Below are 24,365 nucleotides of genomic sequence, written 5' to 3'. Positions count from 1 at the left end.
CCCCACTACGCCGCTTTGGGCTGTTTTTCATAGAGGAAATGGAGGATCTGCTGGCGCATGTGGTGGTAGCGGCTGTCGTCCGCCAGCTGCACCCGGTTACGCGGACGCGGCAGGTCAACCTCCAGGATTTCGCCGACGGTCGCCGCCGGGCCGTTGGTCATCATCAGCACGCGGTCAGAGAGCAGCACCGCTTCGTCCACGTCGTGGGTGATGAGCACAATGGTGGTGTTGAGCGCCTGCTGGATTTGCATCACGGAGTCCTGCAGATGGGCACGCGTCAGGGCATCCAGCGCGCCAAACGGTTCATCCATCAGCAACACTTTCGGCTTCATCGCCAGCGCACGGGCAATGCCCACGCGCTGCTTCATGCCGCCTGAGATCTCCCCCGGGCGTTTATGCAGGGCGTGCCCCATCTGCACGCGATCGAGGTTGTGTTCAATCCACTCACGACGCTCCGCCTTGCTCATGGTGTGGCGGAACACCTGATCGACCGCCAGCGCAACGTTGTCGAAACAGGTCAGCCACGGCAGCAGGGAGTGGTTCTGAAAGACCACCGCACGCTCCGGTCCCGGACCCGCAATTTCACGGTTGTCACAAATCAGTCCCCCTTCCGTCGGCAGGGTGATCCCGGCGATCAAGTTCAGCAACGTTGATTTGCCGCAGCCGGAGTGGCCAATCAGGCTCACGGTTTCCCCTTCGTGGATATCAAACGAGACGTTCTGCAGCGCCAGAAATTCTCCGCTGGCGGTAGAAAAACGCTGGCTTACGGCCTGGACCTGAATGATTGGTTTCATGTTCGCTCCTTATTTTTCCTGCCAGCTAAAGCGACGGGCGATCAGCATCAGCCCCTGCTCCAGCAGTAACCCGACCACGCCAATGATGACGATGGCGATGAGAATGTTTTCGACGTTGAGGTTGTTCCACTCATTCCAGATCCAGAAACCGATCCCTAAGCCGCCTGTCAGCATTTCGGCGGCGACAATCACCAGCCAGGCGATACCGATGGAAAGACGTACCCCGGTCAACACCGCCGGCAGCACCGCCGGGAAGAGGATCCGACGCAGAATGGTCCACTCAGAAAGCTGCAACACGCGGGCGACATTGAGGTAATCCTGCGGAATACGGCGTACCCCTTCGGCGGTGTTAATCACCATTGGCCAGATCGAACAGATAAAAATGGTCCAGCTGGAAGCAGGCTCTGCTTTCTGGAACAGCAGCAGGCCGATAGGCAGCCAGGCCAATGGGCTGACCGGGCGCAGCAGCGCAATCAGCGGGCTGAACATGCGTGAGAAAAAGGTGAAACGGCCAATCAGAAAACCGAGCGGGATACCGACTAACGCGGCCAGGCCAAAGCCCACCGCCACGCGCTGCAGGGAGGCAAGCACGTTCCAGCCGATCCCCATGTCGTTTGGCCCGTCGCGATAAAACGGATCGGCGAACAGGGTGATGGCAGAATCCAGCGTGCTCAGCGGCGTCGGGAAGCCTTTGCTGTTGATTGCCGCCAGTTGCCAGAGCACCACCAGCAGCCCCAGCCCCAGCAGCGCCGGAATGATACGCTGGAGCACGTCGTTAATCCGGCGGGCAATCGCCGGAGGACGACGGCGAACCTGAACCGGTGGCAGGGTAATCACCTCGCCACTCACCGGCGTCTCGTGTTTTGCTTTCGTGCTGTGCAGATGCTGCATAATCAGGCCCCTTTACGGTGAATAGCGAAGCGGTTGGCATAGCCTTCAGGATCGGTACCGTTCCAGACGGTGCCGTCCATCAGGGTGCTACTGCGTAGTGGTGAAGTCGGTGTGGTAATGCCCCCCACCGCGGTGGCGGCATCCTGCCAGACCGCCGTCTGGTTGATACGCCGGGCAATGTCGACATAGTCCGGTGCAGATTTAAGCAAGCCCCAGCGGCGGAACTGGGTTAAAAACCACATGCCGTCAGAGAGCCAGGGGTAGCTGACGGCGCCGTCGTTGAAGAAACGAATCGGATGCGCGTCCTGCCAGCGCGTGCCCACCCCGTTGTCGTACTCACCCAGCATCCGTCCGGTGAGGTACTGCTCTTTGGTGTTCAGCCATGCGCGACGCGAGAGGATCTGCGCCGTTTCACGTTTGTTTTCCGGTGAAGCGTCGATCCAGCGCGCGGCTTCCAGTACTGCGCTCACCAGCGCCCGCGCGGTGTGCGGATTTTTCTCCACCCAGTCGCGACGGGTACCGAGGATTTTTTCCGGGTGGTCAGCCCAGATAGACTGCGACGTTGCAGCGGTAAAACCGATGCGATCGTTAATGGCCCGGGCATTCCACGGCTCGCCGACGCAAAAGCCGACCATATTGCCAATGCGCATGTTCATCACCATCTGCGGCGGCGGTACCACCACGGTGCGAACATCGTCAAACGGGTTAATGCCCGCACTGGCCAGCCAGTAGTAGAGCCACATGGCGTGCGTGCCCGTCGGGAAGGTATGCGCGAAGGTGTACGTGCCCGGTGCCTGCTGACCAATCAGTTTCTTCAGCCCGTCGAGATCGCGAACGCCCTTCTCTGCCAGATCGGCAGAGAGCGTAATCGCCTGGCCGTTCTGGTTGAGGGTCATCAGATTCGCCATCTGCTGTGGCTTACCGGCGATCCCCAGTTCCAGTCCGTACAGCAGACCGTAAAGAATATGCGCCGCGTCCAGCTCCCCCGCGACTAACTTATCGCGCACGGCCGCCCAGCTCGCCTCTTTGGTGGGCACGATGGTAATGCCATGCTTTTTATCGAACCCTTTCAGCGCCGCGATGACCACCGGAGCACAGTCGGTCAGCGGGATAAACCCGATGCGCACCGTCTCCTGCTCGGGTTTATCCGAGCCTGCCGCCCACGCGGCCTGCATGACACCCGATAACAACATTGCACTGCTCGCCAGCACGCTGGCCTGCAAAAACCGCCGTCTCGACAAATCCGCCATGACCACTCCTGAAAAAAAGACAAAAAAAAGCGCCCGACAGTGCCGAAGCACCGCTGGACGCCTTTATCCCGAAGACTGATGCACCGCCGTTGGCGCACCGTCAAAATTGGTTACTGAAATAATGCAAAGCTAATGCCAGGTTTTAATGCCTTGTTTTTATGGCTTTTGCCCCACTGGCTCTGCAAAAACGCACCTCAATCAGGCACAACGTGCCCACTGATTGTGCAGCTACTCCTTAGGGGTTAGCTGCCACAATCGCTTCACGGTAAGCAGCGCGCGGGCGATATCCACCATGCGCTGGTTCTTGTCCATCGCCATTTTGCGCAGCGCCGTCCACGCCTGTTCCTCACTCATGTTGTGGTGGGTCATCAGCACGCTTTTGGCTTTATCAATGGTCTTGCGCTCTTCCAGCGTATCGCGCAGCGTCGCGAGCTGGCGGGAAAGCTGTTCTATTTCACGAGCCTGCTGGCGAACCAGCGGCAGCAAAGGTTTATCCGGATAAAGCGCGAGCGGATCGTCATTCTCATCGGCACTTACCGGATGTTGAGGGTCATGATGGATACGCTCATCAACCGCCAGCATCAGGTCGGCGATAACCATCTCCTCCAGGGTGCGCAAGTGCTCAAGACGCGACGTTTGCAGGGCGAACCAGTTCAGCGCCGTGTCGCCATTATCCGCAGCAGGCTGGCGGGTACAGGCCACACGCCGGAGTTGCTCCGTCTCGCGGTCGGGCTGGCAGTCCCGGGAAAAGGTGCTCTGCACATCCGCCGGGCTGTGGCTTAAAAAGATCTCAAAACAGGCCTGCTGCCCGTCAATGCGATCCACCAGCCTCTGACGGGTGACATCATCAAAAAAACCCTGCGTGAAGCCAATGGCCCCCAGCGCCCGCTCTTGTCCCGCCAGCTCTTTGCCCTGCATCAGGCTGTAGAGGGCAACAAAACGCCCCGCCAGTTGCGGATCGTCAATGCTGTCGTTGAGCTGCGGCACGATACTGAGCAGATGGCGAAGCATGCGACAGTAATGCTCCATCGCCTGCGGGGCGGTAACGGTTTGTTGGTTCACCCCTTCTCGCAGGGCGCGGAGTGATTCAAGGCTCTGCAACGCAGCGGCGATGCGCTCACACACGGCGCTGCCCGGCACTGGGGAGTGTCTATCCAGAATGCCATACAGTATGGTGAGATTTTCATCCACCAGCGCCCGGCTGGCTTTGCATTCGGGGGCATAGAGCTTACCCTGTGAGCAGAGCCAGACGTTTGATGCACCGCGCTCGCACTGTAGCATATGCACCAGTTGGCTAATGCCATTCACCAGTACGCCCAGCTGTGCCAGCTTGCTGAGCTGCTCCTGACGCAACGCCTTTGCGCGCTGGAGCCATTCGGTTGCACCCGACGAATTGCCAGCCATTAATGTCATGCTTACTCTCCCGGATAACCCTACCTGGGAGAATGAAGCAATATTCGTGCCTTAATATAAACAGGAGTTAACATGCAGAAGATTGTGATCGTCGCCAACGGGGCGGCCTACGGCAGCGAATCCCTTTTTAATAGCCTGCGTCTGGCCATAGCATTGCGCGATAACGCGAGCGAGCTGGAGCTGCGGATCTTTTTGATGTCCGACGCGGTCACCGCTGGCCTGAAAGGCCAAAAACCGGCAGAGGGCTACAACATTCAGCAGATGCTGGAGATCCTGACGGCGCAAAACGTGCCGGTTAAGCTCTGTAAAACCTGCACCGACGGGCGCGGTATCACCGGGCTGCCGCTAATTGACGGCGTGGAAATTGGCACACTTGTCGAGCTGGCCGAGTGGACGTTAGCCGCCGATAAAGTATTAACTTTTTAATAATAAACCCGTAAAAATATTATTTTCTTATGGACGCGGTTTCAGCATCAAGTTTACCTGCGGGGTTGCCGATAGGCATGGAAACAACACAGCAGGTATTTCACTTATGTTCAGATCGATTCGTGCTCGCATCATTGCCGCGACGACAGGCTGCCTAGTCGTCGCCCTTCTTCTCAATACCGTCATTAATTTCCAGGTCACGCGCCAGGATAATCAGCAGTCGCAGCGTGACATTCTGACCAGCACCAGCGCCAGCCATAACATGGCGATTGCCGACTGGGTGAAAAGCAAAATGACGGTCATTACCTCCGCCCAGAGCGTGGCGCTGAGTGACGACCCGGTACCGGTCTTTAAACAACTCGCCCAGGCGGGAGGCTTCACCAACGTCTATGTGGGCTATGCCACTAAAACGGCGAAATTCTCTGAGCCTGCGGGCGTGCCTGCGGATTATGACCCGACCATTCGCCCCTGGTATCAGCAGGTGGTCAGCCAGGACGGACCGGTGGTGACCGCGCCTTACGTGGACGCCGGAACCGGAAAACTGGTGGTAACTTTTGCGGTACCGGTAAAAGAAAACGGGACCCTGAAAGCGGTGGTGGCGGGCGATGTGGCCATGGATAGCGTGGTGGCTAACGTGCGCGGCATTCACCCGACCCCGGCCAGCAGCGGGTTACTTCTGAACAGCGACGGCAGCGTTATCGCCGCCAACGATCCGGCCCTGACGTTAAAACCGTTTGCTGAGACCATTACCGGCACCGATTTAGCGACCCTGAAAAGCGGTGAACCGGTTGATGGCACATTTGACGGCGGTGATAAAACCCTCGTCGCCACGGCCGTTCCGGGAACAAACTGGATGCTGGTGGTCGCGCTCGACAATAACGACGCCACCTCCGGCATGCGCTCGCTGCTGAAAGCCTCGGCACTCTCGCTGGTGATCCTCGCCCTGCTGAGCGGCGCGCTTGTCCACATCCTGATTGCCCGCCTGCTCAAGCGGTTGTCCGATATCCGCGACGCGATGCATAATATCGCCAACGGTACCAACGACCTCTCCCAGCGCCTGCCGGAGAGCGGTAACGACGAAGTGGCGCAAATTGCCCAGGCGTTTAACGCCTTTAGCGATAAGCTCTCGGTGGTGATGATCCAGCTGCGTGATGCCAGCGCCTCGGTGAAAAATGCCGCCCAGGAGATTGCGGCTGGCAACCAGGATCTCTCCGGGCGCACCGAGCAGGCAGCCTCCAGCCTGCGTGAAACCGCCAGCGCCGTAGAGCAGATCACCGCGTCGGTGACCCAGTCAAATGAGTCTGCGGCAGAAGCGAATGAACAGGCCAGTAGAGCCTCCGCTGCGGCCTCACGCGGCGGTGAGGTCGTCTCTCAGGCCATCAGCACCATGCAATCCATTGAAGTGGCTTCGGCAAAAATTGGCGATATCACCAGCGTGATTGATGGCATCGCCTTCCAGACCAATATCCTGGCGCTGAACGCCTCGGTGGAAGCAGCGCGCGCCGGTGAGCAGGGCCGCGGGTTTGCCGTGGTGGCAGGCGAAGTACGTAACCTGGCGAGCCGCAGCGCCCAGGCGGCGAAGGAGATCAAATCGCTTATCGACTCCACCACCGACAGCGTGGCAACCGGCTCCCGCTATGTACATCTGGCCGGGGAAAGCATGGATGAGATCCGCGCCAGCATCGGCAGCGTCTCGGGTATCATGCGTGAAATTTCCATCGCCACCAGCGAGCAGATGAAAGGCATCCATGAGATCAACCATGCTGTCACGCACCTCGACAGAATGGTGCAGCAGAACGCTGAACTGGTGGTGCAATCCGCCGCAGCCGCCAGCGCCCTGCAGAGCCAGGCGGGCGACCTTGCTGAAACTGCCGGACATTTCCGCATTTAATTTTCTTCTGGCGCGCCTTCACCGTGTAAACGCGCGCCAGCTGAATGCTTTCAGGTATTTTGTCATTTTTGTTTAAACGTTATGCCATTTTTTGATCAAAATCAGCATCCCGACGCTCCCCCTTTGGTGTTATGCCATGAGTGAATTGTGAACAACATCACGCTCGGAAATGGCAGCAGGGAGAGCGTTGTTTAAGACTACGGGGTAAATAAATGGCACTGGTAAAAACAAGTTTGAAACTGTTTGGCGGGGATACGGTAGTGGTGCGTTGTTCAGAGCGCTGCCGTATTCATTTGATGAGTGCGAAGGCACAAAAACAATCGCAGGCAGATATCCTGACCGTGCAGGATGATAAGGCGTGGCTAACCGTCCCTTATACCGGCACATGGGATGTCCTGATTGACAGCCATAGTCAGTCACTCGAACACTCAGTCAGCTACGTGGCCGCTTAAAAACAGACGCCCGGTCTGCACTCTCGCAGCCGGGCGTATTATCAGGCAAAACCCGGACGCAGCGGGTTATTCAGCGGATTTCCTTCCAGCAGTGCTTTCACCTTCGCTACAAGCTCATTCAGACACTCGTCCTGCATGCCGAGGCGCGTCAGTTCCTGATCGAGTGAAAACAGATACTGCGCGTTTGTGCCGAGCGGTCCACTGGCCGCCGCAATCAACGGCGCGATCACCTGCGTGCGGGTATCCGCTTCATACAGAGGATGGCGCGGATCCATAATAAACACCAGCGCGTTGACGGTGCGTCCGTCATCAAGTTCCAGCTTGCACCAGCTTGGCATATAGCAGCCGGTGATCATCTCGCGCTTCCAGAGCAGCGTCAGCTCCTCTTCGAGGGTGGCATCCGGCAGGCGATACGCCACCCCCGTGGTGCGTCCGCCCTCTTTCAGTGCAAGCATACGTCCCGGCTGACAGGCACTTCCGCGTCCGGCGGTTAATCGCAGACAAAATGCGCGATGCCACCCCGGGAGCGTACCTGTCGCCGATTCGACAAATTCCAGAGCCGGGTTCCACATCAGCGAACCGTAGCCAAAAATCCATACCGGGCCATCATCCGGGCGGCAGGCAAGCGTGGCAGCGAGCGACGCCGCACGTTGTTCAGCTGACCAGAGAAGCGATTCCTCAATAGCACCAAATGCCGTCTTACAATCTGCCTTCATTAAGAAATCACGCGTTAACACTTTACACCTCCGCCACTGCATGCTTCCTTGCGACATCTGTAATTCACCTTCCCGGCATTATCTACTGGTCATTTTGCCAGCAGTTGAATAACGATAAGCAATTCGCGGGCCAGTTGCAATACAACGGCAGTTCAACCGCCTGAAAAGTCAAAATGAAGGCAGCTTATTATTTTACGGCTATTTCTTTTTATGCCATTTATCATCGTCTCCTTTCTCGTAGTCATGTTTTACTGCCGCCCAGGCCACTTTATGCGCCGTCTCTTCCCGGCTGGCATCGTCCCGACGATCGTCTTTATCTTTGTATTGATCCCAGGCGCTGTTAAACGCCTCTTTATAGATATCCTGCGCATGTGCGGGCAGTACGTTTTGCACGTTATCGGGTAAATCGCGTTTCGTTTTATATGGCATCACTAACCTCTCTTTTGCTTAAAAAGATAAGTGTGGACGACGATGCTGCAAGCTGCCAGTCGCAGATCAATTTTGAAGAATTAATGAAGTTAATTACATGTTATTTAATATGTATTAATCAAAAATATGACATTATGGATATCAGGAGACTTAAAAAAGGATTAGGGTAAAATTAAGTAAAAGATAAAGGGTATTTAACAGAGATCTGTTAATTTAATGACCTCAAAATTCTATCTATAATTACAAGCACCTGCATTGATGGAGAAGCACATGACAGCAGCACACGAGGCGGTAAAAACCCGCCACAAGGAGACGTCGCTCATTTTCCCGGTTCTGGCACTGGCTGTGCTGCTCTTCTGGGGAAGCAGTCAGTCACTGCCAGTGGTGGTTGGTATCAACATTCTTGCGCTGGTAGGGATTTTAACCAGTGCCTTTAGCGTGGTTCGCCATGCCGATGTCCTGGCCCACCGTCTGGGCGAGCCATATGGATCGTTAATTCTCAGCCTTTCCGTTGTGATTCTTGAGGTCAGCCTCATTTCCGCGCTGATGGCGACCGGTGATGCTGCGCCAACCCTGATGCGCGATACGCTCTATTCCATCATTATGATTGTGACTGGCGGTCTGGTGGGCTTTTCACTGTTGCTGGGCGGCCGTAAGTTCGCCACCCAGTATATGAACCTGTTTGGCATTAAACAGTATTTGATCGCCCTGTTCCCGCTGGCGATTATCGTGCTGGTCTTCCCGATGGCGCTGCCGGGAGCAAACTTCTCTACCGGTCAGGCGCTGCTGGTCGCATTGATTTCCGCCGCCATGTACGGCGTGTTCCTGTTGATTCAGACCAAAACGCACCAGAGTCTGTTTGTGTACGAGCATGAAGACGACAGCGACGACGATGACCCGCACCATGGCAAACCATCTGCCCACAGCAGCGCATGGCATACGGTTTGGCTGATCGTACATCTGATTGCGGTTATCGCCGTCACCAAGATGAACGCCAACCCGCTGGAGACACTGTTAACCGAGATGAATGCCCCGGTGGCCTTTACCGGCTTCCTGGTGGCGCTGCTGATCCTCTCGCCGGAAGGGCTGGGCGCGCTGAAAGCGGTGCTGAACAATCAGGTACAGCGCGCCATGAACCTGTTCTTCGGCTCGGTACTGGCGACCATTTCGCTTACCGTTCCGGTGGTGACGCTGATTGCCTTTATGACCGGTAACGAGCTGCAGTTTGCGCTGGGGGCGCCGGAGATGATTGTGATGGTAGCGTCACTGCTGCTGTGTCAGATTTCGTTCTCAACCGGGCGCACCAATGTACTTAACGGCGCGGCGCATATGGCGCTGTTTGTGGCGTACTTAATGACAATTTTTGCGTAGCCTTTTTGCCCAGCGGCGCTTCGCTTGCAGGGCCTACGGGTTTTGTAGGCCGGGTAAGCGCAGCGCCACCCGGCAATATGTCCCATAAAAAAACCCGCCGAAGCGGGTTTTTTTATTAGTTGCTGGTATCCAGCTCGTCGAAGCTCTTCACCAGATCGTCAATCGCTTTGATCTGTTTCAGGAACGGCTCCAGTTTGTCCAGCGGCAGCGCGGATGGACCGTCGCATTTCGCATTCGCCGGATCCGGGTGCGCTTCAATGAACAGACCCGCCAGGCCGGTCGCCATACCGGCGCGCGCCAGTTCGGTCACCTGCGCACGACGGCCGCCAGACGCGGCACCAAACGGGTCGCGGCACTGCAGAGAGTGGGTCACGTCAAAGATCACCGGAGACTGGTTAGAGACGTTTTTCATCACGGTGAAGCCCAGCATATCCACAACCAGGTTGTCGTAACCGAAGTTGGAACCACGGTCGCACAGGATCACCTTGTCGTTACCGCCTTCGATAAACTTATCGACGATGTTCCCCATCTGGCCAGGGCTCACGAACTGCGGCTTCTTCACGTTGATGACCGCACCGGTTTTGGCCATCGCTTCCACCAGGTCAGTCTGACGAGCCAGGAACGCTGGCAGCTGAATAACGTCAACCACGTCAGCCACAGGCTGCGCCTGAGACGCCTCGTGAACGTCGGTGATCACTTTCACGCCAAAGGTCTGCTTCAGTTCCTGGAAAATTTTCATCCCCTCTTCCAGGCCCGGGCCACGGTAGGAGTGAATGGAAGAGCGGTTGGCTTTGTCAAAAGAGGCTTTAAACACGTACGGGATGCCCAGCTTCTGGGTCACGGTCACGTAGTGCTCGCAGATACGCATGGCGAGATCGCGGGATTCCAGCACGTTCATACCGCCAAACAGCACGAACGGCAGGTCGTTTGCCACGTTGATATCACCAATGCTAACCACTTTTTGTTTCATAGGATCGCCTTATTCAGGTGTGAATCGGAATTAAGATTAATGCAGTGTAATTTGTTTGTGCGAGATCGCGTTGATCTGCGCGCGAATCATTTCGCTGATCGGGTCTTCCGGGCATTGCTCGACGAAATAGCTTAAATCGTTCAGCGCCACATGCTCGCAGTCGAGCTGGGCATAAATCAGCCCGCGGTCGCGAATTTCGTACGGGTCTTCCGGATTAAATTGCAGCAGCACTTCGCTGGCGCGCAAGGCCAGCTCCATCTGCCGCTCTTCCATCAGTGCAGATTTCAGCGTATCCAGCAGCTTGCGGATCACTTCGGCGTTATCGGCTTCGTCGAGATCTTCGTTAAAGAGCTCGGCCACCGGGCTGATATTACCTTTCAGCCAGACATCCAGCGTATGTTCATCCAGCGTATCGCCGTTAAACGGATTGATTAACCACATCTCCCCGTCCAGCCACTCGGCACGCAGGATCATCTGCGTCGGGAAAATGACCGGCACCAGTGGAATATCCAGACGGTGCGCGATCCACAGCAAAATAGAGCCCAGCGCAACGGCGCTGCCCTGACGATTTTTTAAGACCTGGTCCAGCCATAATGCGTCAGACAGGCGATACACGCCACGCGTGTCGCAGAAACCCCACTCGCCGTAGAAAAGCTCCAGCAGCTTTTCCAGTTGCCAGTCCTGCGGACGCGCCTGATTGATCTCTTCGCGCGCCAGGCTGACCAGACTTTCCAGCTCATCGTAGACATACTGCGACGTAAAATCGTCGCGAATCATCTCCGAAATCAGGATCATGCCATCGCAGAGCGGCACTTTATTAAATTCGAAATCGGCTAAGGACCTCATGACTTACCCCAGTAACGGTATTCTTGTGGTGGCGAGTTTAATGATGATGTACAGCACCACCAGACCCAGCAGAAAGGCGATAAACCCGACCTGCTGGCTGCGCGGACGACGACGTCCAAGCGCGATAAAACCCAAAACGATATAGATGATAACGCCAAACAGCTTTTCAGTCAGCCATGCGCCTTTATCAGTAAATGGCAGATAGCCGGTCTTCCACATGAGTCCGACACCGGAAAGGAATAACACCGTATCGATGCAGTGCGGCGCGATACGCACCCAGCGTGCATTTATCAGCGGATTGTTGCTGTAGCGCCACCAGTAACGAGCAATGAAAAAGCCGATGGTCAGCGCAACGGAAATCAGGTGGACGGTAATAAGCACGGTAAACAGGCTCATTGCCACTGCCCCAGCGTCAGACGCTCGTTACCGCCGTAGTCGCGGCAGGTCTCGACAGCAGCATAACCCGTCTGCCTGAAGAGCCCACGCACCGCCTCCCCCTGCGTCCAGCCATGCTCCACCAGCAGCCAGCCGCCGGGCAGGAGATGTTGTCGTGACGTTGTCACAATGTGTTCCAGATCGGCCAGCCCTGCATTACCTGCGACCAACGCCGTCAGCGGTTCAAAGCGAACATCCCCCTGCGCCAGGTGCGGGTCATGTTCGTCGATATAGGGCGGATTACTGACAATCATCGCGAACGTCTGCTTCTCCAGCGCACTGAACCAGCTGCTTTGCAGCACGGTCACATTAGTCACGCCCAGTCGCTCAACGTTACGCTGCGCCAGCGCCACCGCGTCGGGCATCACATCAACAGCCGTTACCGCGCAATCGGGCCGCTCGGTGGCGAGCGCCAGCGCGATTGCGCCAGTGCCCGTTCCAAGATCAAGAATGCGGCTGGCCGCTGCGGGTAACCGCGCCAGCGCCTGCTCCACCAGACATTCGGTGTCGGGACGTGGGATCAGCGTCGCCGCTGAGACGAACAAGGGTAACGACCAGAACTCGCGCTCCCCGACCAGATGTGCCACCGGCTCGCCGGTTTTACGGCGGGCAAGCAGCGCGGACAGTTGCGCTTCCTGCTCTACGGTCAGTTCGGTTTCACCGAAGGCCAACAGATACGTGCGGGCTTTTCCCGTCACATATTCCAGCAAAATTTCGGCGTCGCGCTTCGGGCTTTCACTGTCAGAGAGCGCGCCGGTGGCCTGGCGTAACCAGCTCTGAAAATCCATTATTCCTGCTCGGACAATGCCGCCAGCTGGTCGGCCTGGTATTCCTGCACGATAGGCTCAATCAGCATATCGAGCTTGCCTTCCATCACCTCATCCAGACGGTATAACGTCAGGTTGATGCGGTGGTCGGTCACGCGGCCCTGCGGGAAGTTGTAGGTACGGTTACGGTCGCTACGATCGCCGCTGCCCAGCAGGTTACGACGGGTAGAAGCTTCCGCCTGCTGACGTTTTGCCATTTCCGCCGCGTGAATACGCGCACCCAGCACGGACAGCGCTTTGGCTTTGTTTTTGTGCTGAGAGCGTTCGTCCTGACACTCCACCACAATGCCGGTTGGCAGGTGGGTAATACGGATGGCGGAGTCGGTGGTGTTAACGTGCTGACCACCCGCCCCGGAAGAACGGAAGGTATCGATACGCAGATCCGCCGGGTTAATGTCCGGCAGTTCCGCTTCCGGCAGCTCTGGCATCACCGCAACCGTGCAGGCTGAAGTGTGAATACGGCCCTGCGACTCGGTCGCCGGTACACGCTGCACACGATGGCCGCCGGACTCAAACTTGAGACGGCCATACACGCCGTCACCGCTGATTTTGGCGATCACCTCTTTAAAACCGCCGTGCTCGCCTTCGTTGGCGCTCATGATCTCCACGCGCCAGCGACGCGATTCGGCGTAACGGCTGTACATGCGGAACAGGTCTCCGGCGAACAGTGCTGCCTCATCACCGCCCGTTCCGGCGCGGACTTCCACAAACGCGTTACGCTCGTCGTCTGGATCTTTCGGCAGCAGAAGCACCTGCAGCTGTTGCTCCATCTCTTCTGAGCGCGCTTTGGCATCCTGCAGCTCTTCCTGCGCCATTTCGCGCATTTCAGGATCGTCAAGCATCATCTGCGCGGTTTCGATATCTTCCTGAACCTGTTGCCAGTCGGTAAAGCATTTTGAAACATCACTTAACTGCGCATATTCACGCGACAGTGCGCGAAAACGTTCCTGGTCCGCAATGGTCCCGGCATCGCCGAGCAGCGCCTGGACTTCTTCATGGCGCTCGTGCAGAGCTTCCAGTTTAGCGACGATAGAAGGCTTCATAGGCGTAAGTGCACCTTATAATAGAAAATGGGTATAGGGCGCTATTCCAGCCCGAGGCTGTTGCGCAGAATAGTCAGGCGTTCATCGTCCCCGTCACGGGCAGCCTGCTGGAGTGATTTGGTTGGTGCATGGATCAAGCGATTGGTCAGTTTCCAGGCCAGATCCTGCATAATAGCGTGTGCGTCGCCGCCCTGTTCCAGAGCTGCTAACGCTTTGGCAGTCAGGTCATCACGCACCTGCTCCGCCTGACCGCGATATTCGCGGATGGTCTCGCTGACGCTTTGCGCGCGCAGCCAGGCCATAAATTCACTGGCTTCCTGCTCGACAATGGTTTCCGCCTGCACCGCTGCCGCTTTACGCTGGGCAAGGTTGTGCGAAATGATGCTTTGCAGGTCATCCACGCTGTAGAGATAGGCGTTGGCCAGTTTGCCAACCTCCGGTTCGACATCACGCGGAACGGCGATATCCACCAGCAGCATTGGCTGATTACGACGGGATTTCAGCGCGCGCTCTACCATCCCTTTACCGATAATCGGCAGCGGGCTGGCCGTCGAGCTTATGATGATGTCCGCCTCTTTCAGACGTTCGTCGATCTCGCTCAGCGCAATCACCTCGGCCCCGACTTCGTCTGCCAACACCTGTGCACGCTCGCGGGTGCGGTTAGCGATAACCATCTTTTTTACTTTATGCTCGCGCAGATGGCGCGCCACAAGCTCAATGGTTTCGCCCGCGCCGACCAGCATCACGGTGACGGTCGACAGGGATTCGAAGATTTGACGTGCAAGGGTACAGGCCGCGAACGCAACAGAAACCGCACTGGCACCAATGTCGGTTTCGGTTCGCACACGCTTCGCCACGGAGAATGACTTCTGGAACATACGCTCCAGCTCGCTGGCTTTCAGATGCCCTTTTTGCGAATCCGCAAACGCTTTTTTTACCTGACCGAGAATTTGCGGCTCGCCCAGCACCAGCGAATCCAGACCGCTCGCGACACGCATAAGATGGCTCACCGCATCGTTATCCTGATGCCAGTACAGGCTCTTACGCAGCTCGTCTTCGTTGAGATTGTGGTAGTCGCATAACCAGCGGATCAGCGCTTCATGCAGGTTATCCTGCTCTTCCACGCTTAAGTAAAGCTCGGTACGGTTGCACGTCGAGAGCACCACCCCGCCCTGCACCATCGGTTGTGCAAGCAGGCTATCCAGCGCCAGGTCGAGCGTATCCGGCGAAAACGTGACGCGTTCTCGCAGCGAAACCGGGGCGGTTTTGTGGTTGATGCCGAGTGCTAATAGGGTCATGTTGAGCGGGAGTAGTACCAGCGTTAATAAGGTTAGCAAGACGCATCATACAGGATGCGCGAGATCAATAAAAGAGACTGCCCCCTTTCGGAGTAATAGGTTACTCAACGCTTTGAGATAATTTGAACGTAGACGGTGACACCCTTCAACGCTAGCATTAACAGTTATAACTGCAACGTATCTCAAGGATTTGTCCTCATTATGACCCGACTGATTCGCCTGCTGCCGCTGGCAGCACTGGTTCTGACCGCATGTTCTGTCACTCAACCAAAAGGCCCGGGCAAAAGCCCTGACTCACCACAGTGGCGTCAGCACCAGCAGGACGTACGTAATTTAAGTCAGTACCAGACCCGCGGCGCGTTTGCTTATCTCTCTGACGAACAAAAGGTTTATGCCCGCTTCTTCTGGCAGCAAACGGGGCAGGATAACTACCGCCTGCTGCTGCTGAACCCGTTGGGCAGTACCGAGCTGGAGCTTAACGCTAAGCCGGGTGAAGCGCAGATCACGGATAACAAAGGCCAGCACTACACCGCCACCGACGCGGAAGAGATGATTGGCAAACTGACCGGAATGCCTATCCCGCTGAACAGCCTGCGCCAGTGGATCCTGGGCCTGCCGGGTGACGCCACCGACTACACCCTGGACGATCAGTACCGTCTGAGCCAGGTGAACTACACGCAGAACGGTAAAACCTGGAAGGTGGTGTACAGCGCCTATGACAGCAACAGTAAACCGTCGCTGCCATCGAATATGGAGCTGACGCAGGGTAGCCAGCGCATCAAGCTGAAAATGGACAACTGGATCGTTAAATGATGACCCACTGGCCCTCTCCGGCAAAACTTAACCTGTTTTTATATATCACCGGCCAACGTGCTGACGGGTATCACACCCTGCAGACGCTGTTTCAGTTTATCGATTATGGCGACACGCTCTCGATTGAGCTGCGTCAGGACGGGCAGATTTGTCTGCTGACGCCGGTGGAAGGCGTAGCGCATGAGGATAACCTGATCGTGCGCGCCGCGCGTCTGCTGATGAACGCTGCGGCTGACACCGGGCGCTTGCCCGCCGGGAGCGGTGCGGATATTCGCATTGCGAAGCGTCTGCCGATGGGCGGTGGGCTGGGTGGCGGTTCATCCAATGCCGCGACCGTCCTGGTCGCCCTGAATCATCTCTGGGGCTGCGGATTGTCAACGGATGAACTGGCCGCGTTAGGGTTAACGCTGGGGGCGGATGTCCCGGTGTTTGTGCGCGGTCATGCCGCATTTGCTGAGGGGGTGGGTGAAATCCTCTCCCCGGTTGAACCGCCGGAAAAATGGTACCTCGTAGCCCATCCAGGCGTCAGCATTCCGACACCGGTCATCTTCAAAGATCCTGAGCTGCCACGCAATACCCCGGCGCGGTCAATAGAAACGTTATTAAATTGTGAATTCAGCAACGATTGCGAGGTTATCGCAAGAAAACGTTTTCGCGAGGTTGATGCGGCGCTTTCCTGGCTGTTAGAATACGCGCCGTCGCGCCTGACTGGTACAGGGGCCTGTGTCTTTGCTGAATTTGACACCGAATCCGCCGCTCGTCAGGTGCTTGAGCAAGCGCCGGATTGGCTGCATGGTTTTGTAGCGCGCGGGATGAACACCTCCCCCCTACAGCAGGCCATTCTGGCGCAGACTGAGTTTCGGTGACAACGTCACCCTGTTCCAGACGTTGCATCGCGCTCTTTAATACACCGCCTGGATAGCATTTCGCCTGGCCCCGCACAGTTTGCGGCGAACGCTATCCACCACTGGACGCATGCCTGAGGTTCTTCTCGTGCCTGATATGAAGCTTTTTGCTGGTAACGCCACCCCGGAACTAGCACAACGTATTGCCAACCGCCTGTACACTTCCCTCGGCGACGCCGCTGTAGGTCGCTTTAGCGACGGCGAAGTCAGCGTACAAATTAACGAAAATGTACGCGGTGGTGATATTTTCATCATCCAGTCCACCTGTGCTCCAACGAATGACAACCTGATGGAATTGGTTGTTATGGTCGATGCCCTGCGTCGCGCTTCTGCAGGCCGTATCACTGCTGTAATCCCTTACTTTGGCTATGCCCGCCAGGACCGTCGCGTCCGTTCCGCGCGCGTGCCAATCACCGCTAAAGTTGTCGCGGACTTCCTGTCCAGCGTTGGCGTTGACCGCGTACTGACCGTTGACCTGCACGCAGAGCAGATTCAGGGCTTCTTCGACGTCCCGGTTGATAACGTATTCGGCAGCCCAATCCTGCTGGAAGATATGCTGCAGCTGAACCTGGACAACCCGATTGTGGTTTCTCCGGACATCGGCGGCGTGGTACGTGCCCGAGCTATCGCTAAGCTGCTGAACGATACCGACATGGCAATCATCGACAAACGCCGTCCGCGCGCTAACGTTTCTCAGGTGATGCACATCATCGGTGACGTTGCTGGCCGTGACTGCGTGCTGGTTGACGACATGATCGATACCGGCGGTACGCTGTGTAAAGCCGCTGAAGCGCTGAAAGAGCGTGGTGCCAAGCGCGTGTTCGCGTACGCGACTCACCCGATCTTCTCCGGTAACGCGGTAAACAACCTCCGTAACTCCGTCATTGACGAAGTTGTGGTATGCGATACCATCCCACTGAGTGACGAGATCAAGGCACTGCCAAACGTACGTACCCTGACCCTGTCCGGGATGCTGGCCGAAGCGATTCGTCGTATCAGCAACGAAGAATCCATCTCTGCAATGTTCGAACACTAATCGAACACGGCCGAAAAACCCGCTGCGGCGGGTTTTTTTGTCTCTGGGTTTTATTTGTATGATTAATGCCTCCTTCACCTGCCATTGATATGACAGATGATGCGCATACGGATGATAGATAATTGTGAAAAACATCACTTCCTCACATGTTCTGCCCTTTCGCGCCCTCATCGACGCATGCTGGAAAGAGAAATACACCTCGTCACGCTTTATCCGTGACCTGATTGCCGGGATCACCGTTGGTATTATCGCCATTCCGCTCGCCATGGCGCTGGCGATTGGCAGCGGCGTGGCTCCACAGTATGGCCTGTATACCTCGGCCGTCGCCGGGATCGTGATTGCCCTCACGGGCGGTTCGCGTTTCAGTGTGTCCGGCCCTACCGCTGCTTTTGTGGTGATCCTCTATCCGGTATCACAGCAGTTTGGCCTGGCAGGCCTGCTGGTTGCCACGCTCATGTCTGGCCTCTTTTTGATTCTCTTTGGCCTGGCCCGCTTTGGCCGGCTGATTGAATATATTCCCCTTTCCGTAACGCTGGGATTCACCTCCGGGATCGGCATCACCATCGGAACGATGCAAATTAAAGATTTCCTGGGGCTGCAGATGCCTCACGTTCCTGAGCACTATCTGCAGAAAGTGGGGGCACTGTTTATGGCACTGCCCACGGCCAACCAGGGCGATGCCGCCATCGGGATCGTTACGCTGGGTACGCTCATCGTCTGGCCGCGCTTAGGCATTCGTCTGCCTGGCCACCTGCCCGCGTTGCTGCTGGGCTGCGCGGTGATGGCCATCGTCAACATGTTTGGTGGTCATGTCGCCACCATCGGCTCGCAGTTCCACTATGTTCTGGCGGACGGTTCTCAGGGCAGCGGTATTCCCCAACTGTTACCACAGCTGGTTCTTCCCTGGGACATGCCCGGTTCCAGCTTTACCTTAAGCTGGGATTCGCTGCGCGCACTGCTGCCCGCCGCCTTTTCAATGGCGATGCTGGGGGCGATTGAATCTCTGCTCTGCGCCGTAGTGCTCGATGGCATGACCGGTACCAAGCACAAAGCCAACAGCGAGCTGGTCGGCCAGGGCTTAGGTAACCTCATCGCTCCGTTCTTCGGCGGTATTACAGCCACCGCGGCTATCGCCCGTTCTGCGGCCAACGTGCGCGCGGGTGCAACCTCACCGGTTTCAGCGGTTATCCACTCCCTGCTGGTGATCCTCGCGTTGCTGATCCTCGCGCCGCTGCTCTCCTGGCTGCCTCTCTCCGCCATGGCCGCCCTGCTGCTGATGGTGGCCTGGAACATGAGCGAAGCGCATAAGGTGGTGAACCTGCTGCGTCGCGCACCGAAAGACGACATCATCGTCATGCTGATCTGTATGTCGCTGACCGTGCTCTTCGATATGGTGATCGCCATCAGCGTCGGCATCGTGCTGGCTTCCCTGCTGTTTATGCGCCGGATCGCGCAGATGACGCGCCTTTCCCCGGTAAACGTGGAGGTGCCTGATGATGTGCTGGTGCTGCGGGTAATCGGTCCGCTGTTCTTCGCTGCGGCGGAAGGCCTGTTCAGCGATCTGGAATCCCGCATTGCGGGCAAACGGATTGTGGTGCTGAAATGGGATGCCGTACCGGTGCTGGACGCCGGTGGGCTGGACGCCTTCCAGCGCTTTGTAAAACGTCTGCCGGAAGGCTGCGAGCTGCGGGTGAGTAATCTGGAATTTCAGCCGCTGCGCACTATGGCGCGCGCTGGCGTGCAGCCGATCCCTGGCCGCCTTGCCTTCTATCCCAACCGTGACGCCGCGTTAGCGGATCTGTGATTCATCTGATGCGGAGAAACGTCTCTGCATCATTATCCCTATCGCCTGCTGGAGCCATTCAAGCACAGCAGGCGTCATCCACGTCCCTTTCATCAGATGCGGCTCCTGCTGCATAGCAGCGCGAAACTTTTGCTGCGTCTCAGGGTTTGTTCCTGCGTATGACTGGAACAACGCCAGCCAGGTTTCAGCCAGCTTTTGCGCCTCGTCAGAGGCGGGGTCGAGATTTTCCCGCTGCGCCTGGTGCAGCTTCGCCACCAGCGGCGGCCACTCCATCATGCGGTCAAAGTAGTGTTTCCGGGTAAAAGCCATCTCATCGGCAGAGAGATACTTTTCCCAGATGGCCAGCTTCGATTCGGCAAACGCCCGCGTGATGTAGTCGGTCATCTCTGCGGTGATGCCCGTTTGCTCACGCATTTGCGGCTCGACGCTGTGCATCTCGTTCAGCCGGGTGAGAAACTCCGGCTTGCCGGCAGTGTCCTGCTCCAGGCGCTCCATCCAGCGCGTCGCGAGATCCATCGCCCGCGGGTCAGAAACGGGTATGTGCTGTTCCAGCAGCGTGTTGGCCTCGGTAACCAGCCCTGACCAGACAGCCGCCAGCGCATCTTTCTGCACCGCAAACGGCAGTTGCTGTAACTCTTCTTTGCTAAACCAGCGATCGTACATATTCATTAACTCCAGAGTCTGTAGCCAGGATTCCAGATCGGGGGTTTCATCGCCGGTAAGCCCGGTGCGCAAGTCCACCAGCCTGTCACGCAGCGTGTTAATGCTGCGCAGCTGTTTATCCAGCAAACTGATTTGCGCATCGAGGAGTTCCGTTAACGAAAGCGACGCCTGCTCCAGAAAATCCCTGATTTCAGCAAGCTCCAGCCCCGCTTTTGCCAGTGCCTGAATCATATGCAAGCGCTGTACATCCGCCAGATTATAAAGCCGGTAACCTGCCGCGCTTCTGGCAGAAGGCAGCAATACCCCTGTTTGCTCATAGTGATGCAATGTGCGCACGGTGATCCCAGCGCGTTTTGCCAGTTCACCCACCTGAATCAACATAACTGCTCCTTTTATTTTGCCAGTGACGCCACTCTGGTGCCTTACGTTACGTGAGGGTCAACCCCTCAGGCAAAAAAAAACGACTCCATCTGGAGTCGTTTCAGTGTTCTTTATTCTATGCGCACTAGCTGTGCTTATGCTGGTCGCGGCGGCAGCGTTTGTCGTAATGGCGCACCCACCAGTACTTATCACACACTTCCTCATGACCGCTCACACGCGCCCCGGCGAGCCACAGTACCGCCCCCAGGAAGATGCTCAATACCGCACCATGCGCGAAGTATTGTGGGAGATCAAGCTGCGGCAATTGGTTTAAAATTGAATAACCCACACCGGCTACCATCACGAACAGCCCCAACCCCATCAGCACGTTACCGAGTAACGAAGCGTTTTTGCGTTTCATATGTCACCTCCGGAACTTTGGGTTGTAGGGAATAAGTCCCTATTCCTTGTGTGTAAAGTATAGACAACGCCCCTTTTATGAGTTGCGTCAATGATCACAATTACAGATTACTCCCAAACAAAAATTTACAAATAACGCATTGAACAGCTTGAAATTCTAATTGTTCAAATAAGTAATTATTCGTATTTCGCTGTTAAGGTCGCAGAATTTTGTCAAGCGGCGCGCCAGACAGTAAACTACGCGCCAGATCTGGAACCCATTAGGAATTGAATCGTGACGATTAAACTGATTGTCGGCCTCGCCAACCCAGGCGCAGAGTACGCTGCAACCCGCCACAATGCCGGGGCCTGGTACGTTGATCTGCTGGCCGAACGGTTACGTGCTCCCCTGCGTGAAGAACCAAAATTCTACGGGTATACCTCACGTATCAATCTCGCCGGCGCGGATGTGCGCCTGCTGGTGCCTACCACCTTTATGAACCTGAGCGGCAAGGCCGTGGCGGCAATGGCAACGTTTTATCGCATCAATCCGGATGAGATTCTGGTTGCTCACGATGAGCTGGACCTGCCGCCAGGCGTGGCAAAGTTTAAACTGGGCGGCGGCCATGGCGGACACAACGGTCTGAAAGATATCATCAGTAAGCTGGGTAATAACCCGAATTTTCACCGTTTGCGCGTAGGAATCGGCCATCCGGGCGATAAAAACAAAGTTGTTGGTTTTGTGCTGGGTAAGCCCCCGGTTTCTGAGCAGAAACTGATTGATGAGGCGGTAGACGAAGCGGCGCGCTGCACTGAAATCTGGCTCAAAGATGGGTTAACCAAAGCGACAAACCGCTTACATGCTTTCAAAGCGCAATAATCTGCCCGATACGGCATTTTTACCGCGCGGTAGGCGGGTTACGTGTATAATAGGCGTAGTTATTTACTTTTCATCAGTCGGTTATCGTTAACGGATTGATTATCAAGATATTAAGGTGATTTAGAAATGGGATTCAAATGCGGTATCGTCGGTCTGCCAAACGTGGGCAAATCCACCCTGTTTAACGCGCTTACCAAAGCGGGTATCGAAGCGGCGAACTTCCCGTTCTGTACCATCGAGCCTAACACCGGCGTTGTGCCAATGCCCGACCCGCGTCTGGACCAGCTCGCGGAAATCGTGAAGCCGCAGCGCATTCTGCCAACCACCATGGAGTTCGTGGACATCGCGGGCCTGGTGAAAGGTGCATCCAAAGGTGAAGGTCTGGGTAACCAGTTCCTGACCAACATCCGTGAAACCGAAGCGATCGGTCACGTGGTGCGTTGCTTCGAGAACGACAACATTATCCACGTAGCAGGTAAAGTAAACCCGGCGGAAGATATTGATGTAATCAATACCGAGCTGGCGCTGTCGGATCTGGATACCTGCGAACGTGCGATCCACCGTATCTCCAAGAAAGCCAAAGGTGGCGATAAAGACGCCAAAGCCGAATTAGCGGTACTGGAAAAATGTCTGCCACAGCTGGAAAACGCAGGTATGCTGCGCTCTCTGGACCTGAGCAAAGACGAGAAAGAGCTTATCCGCTACCTGAGCTTCCTGACGCTGAAGCCAACCATGTACATTGCCAACGTGAACGAAGACGGTTTTGAAAATAACCCGTACCTCGATCAGGTTCGTGCTATCGCCGAGAAAGAAGGTTCTGTCGTTGTTCCGGTTTGCGCCGCTGTAGAAGCCGATATCGCCGAGCTGGATGACGAAGAGCGTGACGAGTTCATGGCCGAGCTGGGTCTGGAAGAGCCAGGTCTGAACCGCGTTATCCGTGCAGGTTATGCCCTGCTCAACCTGCAGACCTACTTCACCGCTGGGGTGAAAGAAGTACGTGCGTGGACTATCCCTGTTGGCGCAACGGCTCCACAGGCTGCGGGCAAGATCCACACCGATTTCGAGAAAGGCTTTATCCGTGCGCAGACTATCGCGTTTGAAGACTTCATCACCTACAAGGGTGAGCAAGGCGCGAAAGAAGCTGGCAAGATGCGTGCTGAAGGGAAAGACTACATCGTTAAAGATGGCGATGTGATGAACTTCCTGTTTAACGTCTGAGTCGGTATGAATGAAAAAAATCCACGCTTTGGCGTGGATTTTTTTTATTGCGCGGTCAAAACACATTGGCTAAGCGTTCTGTTTTCATGCTGGGTTCAAAAGGAATGATGTCAGCCGTCGCAAGCTTTAACCTCTGAAACGGATCTTCGCGTAGTCGCTCTTCAAGTGAGGCAAGACTCTCACTTTTAGCGAGAATGACACCACCGTTTCTCGGGACCCGTCTTCCGGATGCGAGGAAAATCCCCTCAGCATACCCCTTTTTCAGCCACTCCACATGCGCTGGTATCGCTGCATCAATTTCTTCGAGTGGTTTGATATAGGTTAAAATGACAATGTAAACCGTGCTCATCCTTTGCCTCTCAGTTGTGTTTTTTAGCCGCTTGTTGAAATTGCTTATGCAGTCCCTCTTTTGCCACCCGGTTATTGTTATCATTTTGGGCGCATTTGATCTTAATATGCAGGGCCTGAGCAAGACAACGCGTTACGCGTCATATCCCAGGAGTAAAACCAATCATGCCAGCCGTTTTTTTTTCTGGATAGCTACAGACAACGACCACTTCCTTTGACAGGTTGAATGTTAAGTAATAGAAAGTCGCGCCTTCAGGAGGTGCAGACCAAAATAGTTTTTCGCCCTGAGCATTTAAGATGGTCAAAACGGTTTGTACTGGCTTTGGCTCGCTTAACGCAAAGACTAACTGGCGTGTTGAGTCGACCATTGCATAGTCTAAAAATGGCATATTAACCAGTATGTTACTTTCACTACATGCCCATTGAAGCAGGTCATTCTCTTTACTACAAATGAGATTTTCAATCATTGGCAAACCTCAACTTTTAAATTTTGAGCTGTTTCAAATCACCTTCAAAAAGCCCCACAAGATAAACCCGGTATCGGGCTGGCTGCACTTCTTTATACGTTAATACAGTAGAAAACTCTTTTAAACACTTTGAACATGTGTTTTGCGAAACATTTAGTTGGCTGTCATCGTAAATATATATATTACTGTCACTGACGAACTTCACACCTCTCATTTTCTTAGCCAGGAAGTGTTTTACCTCTTCAGAAAGCAAGTCAAACTCATATGAGTTCACGATGGAATAGATTATTACACCCTCGCATTCAGGGCATGCTATTTCTGTGCCATAATCTATAAATTCATTATCTATGCCATCCAGGACTAATATTTTCTTTTTCAGTCGATTAGTTATTTTCATTTCTTTTAAACTTTTGAATTTGT

At 55.6% G+C, this 24,365-nt stretch carries 27 protein-coding genes; 10 read left to right on the top strand and 17 right to left on the bottom strand.

The genetic code is table 11. The features are described 5' to 3' along the window. Positions 1-5 precede the first annotated feature (5 nt). The 4 genes from ECL_RS07920 to nasR all read right to left on the bottom strand — a co-directional run bounded on the left by ECL_RS07920 (position 6) and on the right by nasR (position 4,348). Positions 6-794, bottom strand: coding sequence for an ABC transporter ATP-binding protein (locus ECL_RS07920; protein WP_013096250.1), 789 nt, complete (start codon positions 792-794; stop codon positions 6-8). Between the two features lie 9 nt (positions 795-803). Continuing rightward, on the bottom strand, positions 804-1,685 hold the full coding sequence (gene ntrB / locus ECL_RS07915) for a nitrate ABC transporter permease (RefSeq protein ID WP_013096249.1): 882 nt from the start codon (positions 1,683-1,685) through the stop codon (positions 804-806). Positions 1,686-1,687: 2 nt separating this feature from the next. After that, positions 1,688-2,935: a CmpA/NrtA family ABC transporter substrate-binding protein gene (locus ECL_RS07910; protein ID WP_044158291.1), complete on the bottom strand. Its 1,248-nt coding sequence runs from the start codon at positions 2,933-2,935 to the stop codon at positions 1,688-1,690. Positions 2,936-3,163: 228 nt separating this feature from the next. Next, positions 3,164-4,348, bottom strand: a complete 1,185-nt coding sequence (nasR, locus tag ECL_RS07905) for a nitrate regulatory protein NasR (protein WP_013096246.1) — start codon at positions 4,346-4,348, stop codon at positions 3,164-3,166. A 72-nt stretch (positions 4,349-4,420) separates the two neighbouring features. Here nasR and ECL_RS07900 point away from each other — a divergent pair, with 72 nt between their 5' ends. The 3 genes from ECL_RS07900 (at position 4,421) to ECL_RS07890 (ending at position 7,117) form a co-directional block, all read left to right on the top strand. Continuing rightward, positions 4,421-4,774: a DsrE/DsrF/TusD sulfur relay family protein gene (locus ECL_RS07900; RefSeq protein ID WP_013096245.1), complete on the top strand. Its 354-nt coding sequence runs from the start codon at positions 4,421-4,423 to the stop codon at positions 4,772-4,774. A 106-nt stretch (positions 4,775-4,880) separates the two neighbouring features. Next, entirely contained in the window at positions 4,881-6,665 is a 1,785-nt protein-coding gene (locus ECL_RS07895) for a methyl-accepting chemotaxis protein (protein ID WP_013096244.1), read from the top strand. 212 nt (positions 6,666-6,877) lie between these two features. Beyond that, positions 6,878-7,117 carry a DUF1883 domain-containing protein gene (locus ECL_RS07890; protein WP_013096243.1) on the top strand — a complete coding sequence of 80 codons (240 nt, stop codon included), beginning with the start codon at positions 6,878-6,880 and terminating at the stop codon, positions 7,115-7,117. Between the two features lie 41 nt (positions 7,118-7,158). On the opposite strand, the gene ECL_RS07885 is transcribed toward ECL_RS07890, so the two are convergent. Both ECL_RS07885 and chaB read right to left on the bottom strand, forming a co-directional pair. Then, positions 7,159-7,854: a gamma-glutamylcyclotransferase gene (locus tag ECL_RS07885; protein ID WP_013096242.1), complete on the bottom strand. Its 696-nt coding sequence runs from the start codon at positions 7,852-7,854 to the stop codon at positions 7,159-7,161. A gap of 177 nt (positions 7,855-8,031) precedes the next feature. Further along, positions 8,032-8,262, bottom strand: a complete 231-nt coding sequence (gene chaB / locus ECL_RS07880) for a putative cation transport regulator ChaB (RefSeq protein WP_013096240.1) — start codon at positions 8,260-8,262, stop codon at positions 8,032-8,034. 270 nt (positions 8,263-8,532) lie between these two features. On the opposite strand from chaB, the gene chaA reads away from it, so the two are divergent. After that, positions 8,533-9,633, top strand: coding sequence for a sodium-potassium/proton antiporter ChaA (chaA, locus tag ECL_RS07875; protein ID WP_013096238.1), 1,101 nt, complete (start codon positions 8,533-8,535; stop codon positions 9,631-9,633). Between the two features lie 115 nt (positions 9,634-9,748). Here chaA and kdsA read toward each other — a convergent pair whose 3' ends face one another. The 6 genes from kdsA to hemA are packed head-to-tail and all read right to left on the bottom strand — an operon-like array spanning position 9,749 to position 15,052. Next, positions 9,749-10,603: a 3-deoxy-8-phosphooctulonate synthase gene (kdsA, locus tag ECL_RS07870; protein WP_013096237.1), complete on the bottom strand. Its 855-nt coding sequence runs from the start codon at positions 10,601-10,603 to the stop codon at positions 9,749-9,751. A 36-nt stretch (positions 10,604-10,639) separates the two neighbouring features. Further along, positions 10,640-11,449, bottom strand: coding sequence for an invasion regulator SirB1 (sirB1, locus tag ECL_RS07865; RefSeq protein WP_013096236.1), 810 nt, complete (start codon positions 11,447-11,449; stop codon positions 10,640-10,642). A 3-nt stretch (positions 11,450-11,452) separates the two neighbouring features. Then, positions 11,453-11,845: an invasion regulator SirB2 gene (sirB2, locus tag ECL_RS07860; RefSeq protein WP_013096235.1), complete on the bottom strand. Its 393-nt coding sequence runs from the start codon at positions 11,843-11,845 to the stop codon at positions 11,453-11,455. Further along, positions 11,842-12,672 (bottom strand): peptide chain release factor N(5)-glutamine methyltransferase, encoded by an 831-nt coding sequence (gene prmC, locus ECL_RS07855; protein ID WP_013096234.1) that lies wholly within the window; start codon positions 12,670-12,672, stop codon positions 11,842-11,844. The genes sirB2 and prmC overlap by 4 nt, the downstream gene beginning before the upstream one ends. Beyond that, a complete protein-coding gene (gene prfA / locus ECL_RS07850; RefSeq protein ID WP_013096233.1) occupies positions 12,672-13,754 on the bottom strand; it encodes a peptide chain release factor 1 in 1,083 nt (360 codons plus the stop codon). The genes prmC and prfA overlap by 1 nt, the downstream gene beginning before the upstream one ends. Before the next feature lie 41 nt (positions 13,755-13,795). Further along, positions 13,796-15,052, bottom strand: a complete 1,257-nt coding sequence (hemA, locus tag ECL_RS07845) for a glutamyl-tRNA reductase (RefSeq protein ID WP_013096232.1) — start codon at positions 15,050-15,052, stop codon at positions 13,796-13,798. A gap of 201 nt (positions 15,053-15,253) precedes the next feature. Here hemA and lolB point away from each other — a divergent pair, with 201 nt between their 5' ends. The 4 genes from lolB (at position 15,254) to dauA (ending at position 19,610) form a co-directional block, all read left to right on the top strand. Then, the gene (gene lolB, locus ECL_RS07840) at positions 15,254-15,865 is read left to right on the top strand and encodes a lipoprotein insertase outer membrane protein LolB (RefSeq protein ID WP_013096231.1); all 612 of its coding nucleotides are present in this window, start codon (positions 15,254-15,256) and stop codon (positions 15,863-15,865) included. Next, positions 15,862-16,731: a 4-(cytidine 5'-diphospho)-2-C-methyl-D-erythritol kinase gene (ispE, locus tag ECL_RS07835; RefSeq protein ID WP_013096230.1), complete on the top strand. Its 870-nt coding sequence runs from the start codon at positions 15,862-15,864 to the stop codon at positions 16,729-16,731. Before lolB ends, ispE begins: the two co-directional genes overlap by 4 nt. Positions 16,732-16,858: 127 nt before the next feature. Then, positions 16,859-17,806, top strand: a complete 948-nt coding sequence (prs, locus tag ECL_RS07830; protein WP_003856663.1) for a ribose-phosphate diphosphokinase — start codon at positions 16,859-16,861, stop codon at positions 17,804-17,806. Positions 17,807-17,930: 124 nt separating this feature from the next. Further along, on the top strand, positions 17,931-19,610 hold the full coding sequence (dauA, locus tag ECL_RS07825) for a C4-dicarboxylic acid transporter DauA (RefSeq protein ID WP_013096229.1): 1,680 nt from the start codon (positions 17,931-17,933) through the stop codon (positions 19,608-19,610). On the opposite strand, the gene ECL_RS07820 is transcribed toward dauA, so the two are convergent. Together ECL_RS07820 and ychH are read right to left on the bottom strand one after the other, a co-directional pair. Then, positions 19,596-20,654, bottom strand: coding sequence for a MerR family transcriptional regulator (locus ECL_RS07820; RefSeq protein ID WP_013096228.1), 1,059 nt, complete (start codon positions 20,652-20,654; stop codon positions 19,596-19,598). The genes dauA and ECL_RS07820 overlap by 15 nt on opposite strands. 124 nt (positions 20,655-20,778) lie before the next feature. Then, a complete protein-coding gene (gene ychH, locus ECL_RS07815) occupies positions 20,779-21,054 on the bottom strand; it encodes a stress-induced protein YchH (RefSeq protein ID WP_013096227.1) in 276 nt (91 codons plus the stop codon). A gap of 273 nt (positions 21,055-21,327) precedes the next feature. Here ychH and pth point away from each other — a divergent pair, with 273 nt between their 5' ends. Together pth and ychF are read left to right on the top strand one after the other, a co-directional pair. Next, a complete protein-coding gene (gene pth, locus ECL_RS07810; protein WP_013096226.1) occupies positions 21,328-21,912 on the top strand; it encodes an aminoacyl-tRNA hydrolase in 585 nt (194 codons plus the stop codon). Positions 21,913-22,038: 126 nt separating this feature from the next. Next, entirely contained in the window at positions 22,039-23,130 is a 1,092-nt protein-coding gene (gene ychF / locus ECL_RS07805) for a redox-regulated ATPase YchF (RefSeq protein WP_013096225.1), read from the top strand. Between the two features lie 55 nt (positions 23,131-23,185). Here the strand turns inward: ychF and ECL_RS07800 are convergent, their stop codons facing one another. From ECL_RS07800 to ECL_RS07790, 3 genes are all read right to left on the bottom strand, one after another. Then, positions 23,186-23,479: a YciI family protein gene (locus ECL_RS07800; protein ID WP_013096224.1), complete on the bottom strand. Its 294-nt coding sequence runs from the start codon at positions 23,477-23,479 to the stop codon at positions 23,186-23,188. A 139-nt stretch (positions 23,480-23,618) separates the two neighbouring features. Next, on the bottom strand, positions 23,619-23,945 hold the full coding sequence (locus ECL_RS07795; RefSeq protein ID WP_044158294.1) for a hypothetical protein: 327 nt from the start codon (positions 23,943-23,945) through the stop codon (positions 23,619-23,621). A gap of 16 nt (positions 23,946-23,961) precedes the next feature. Further along, positions 23,962-24,342: a hypothetical protein gene (locus ECL_RS07790; protein WP_044158295.1), complete on the bottom strand. Its 381-nt coding sequence runs from the start codon at positions 24,340-24,342 to the stop codon at positions 23,962-23,964. Positions 24,343-24,365 lie beyond the last annotated feature (23 nt).

The organism is Enterobacter cloacae subsp. cloacae ATCC 13047 (genome assembly GCF_000025565.1).
GTDB lineage: Bacteria > Pseudomonadota > Gammaproteobacteria > Enterobacterales > Enterobacteriaceae > Enterobacter > Enterobacter cloacae.
Note: the sequence above shows the minus strand (reverse complement) of the source record. Positions and strands in the feature narration are given on the sequence as shown.

Coding starts and splice junctions, on each gene's coding strand:
- ECL_RS07795 (WP_044158294.1), bottom strand. CDS start 23,945: ATGATTGAAAATCTCATTTGTAGTAAAGAGAATGACCTGCTTCAATGG.
- prmC (WP_013096234.1), bottom strand. CDS start 12,672: ATGGATTTTCAGAGCTGGTTACGCCAGGCCACCGGCGCGCTCTCTGAC.
- chaB (WP_013096240.1), bottom strand. CDS start 8,262: ATGCCATATAAAACGAAACGCGATTTACCCGATAACGTGCAAAACGTA.
- ECL_RS07790 (WP_044158295.1), bottom strand. CDS start 24,342: ATGAAAATAACTAATCGACTGAAAAAGAAAATATTAGTCCTGGATGGC.
- ntrB (WP_013096249.1), bottom strand. CDS start 1,685: ATGCAGCATCTGCACAGCACGAAAGCAAAACACGAGACGCCGGTGAGT.
- hemA (WP_013096232.1), bottom strand. CDS start 15,052: ATGACCCTATTAGCACTCGGCATCAACCACAAAACCGCCCCGGTTTCG.
- nasR (WP_013096246.1), bottom strand. CDS start 4,348: ATGACATTAATGGCTGGCAATTCGTCGGGTGCAACCGAATGGCTCCAG.
- ychH (WP_013096227.1), bottom strand. CDS start 21,054: ATGAAACGCAAAAACGCTTCGTTACTCGGTAACGTGCTGATGGGGTTG.
- ECL_RS07820 (WP_013096228.1), bottom strand. CDS start 20,654: ATGTTGATTCAGGTGGGTGAACTGGCAAAACGCGCTGGGATCACCGTG.
- ECL_RS07900 (WP_013096245.1), top strand. CDS start 4,421: ATGCAGAAGATTGTGATCGTCGCCAACGGGGCGGCCTACGGCAGCGAA.
- ychF (WP_013096225.1), top strand. CDS start 22,039: ATGGGATTCAAATGCGGTATCGTCGGTCTGCCAAACGTGGGCAAATCC.
- sirB2 (WP_013096235.1), bottom strand. CDS start 11,845: ATGAGCCTGTTTACCGTGCTTATTACCGTCCACCTGATTTCCGTTGCG.
- prfA (WP_013096233.1), bottom strand. CDS start 13,754: ATGAAGCCTTCTATCGTCGCTAAACTGGAAGCTCTGCACGAGCGCCAT.
- ECL_RS07920 (WP_013096250.1), bottom strand. CDS start 794: ATGAAACCAATCATTCAGGTCCAGGCCGTAAGCCAGCGTTTTTCTACC.
- sirB1 (WP_013096236.1), bottom strand. CDS start 11,449: ATGAGGTCCTTAGCCGATTTCGAATTTAATAAAGTGCCGCTCTGCGAT.
- ECL_RS07910 (WP_044158291.1), bottom strand. CDS start 2,935: ATGGCGGATTTGTCGAGACGGCGGTTTTTGCAGGCCAGCGTGCTGGCG.
- kdsA (WP_013096237.1), bottom strand. CDS start 10,603: ATGAAACAAAAAGTGGTTAGCATTGGTGATATCAACGTGGCAAACGAC.
- ECL_RS07895 (WP_013096244.1), top strand. CDS start 4,881: ATGTTCAGATCGATTCGTGCTCGCATCATTGCCGCGACGACAGGCTGC.
- ECL_RS07800 (WP_013096224.1), bottom strand. CDS start 23,479: ATGAGCACGGTTTACATTGTCATTTTAACCTATATCAAACCACTCGAA.
- chaA (WP_013096238.1), top strand. CDS start 8,533: ATGACAGCAGCACACGAGGCGGTAAAAACCCGCCACAAGGAGACGTCG.
- ispE (WP_013096230.1), top strand. CDS start 15,862: ATGATGACCCACTGGCCCTCTCCGGCAAAACTTAACCTGTTTTTATAT.
- ECL_RS07890 (WP_013096243.1), top strand. CDS start 6,878: ATGGCACTGGTAAAAACAAGTTTGAAACTGTTTGGCGGGGATACGGTA.
- lolB (WP_013096231.1), top strand. CDS start 15,254: ATGACCCGACTGATTCGCCTGCTGCCGCTGGCAGCACTGGTTCTGACC.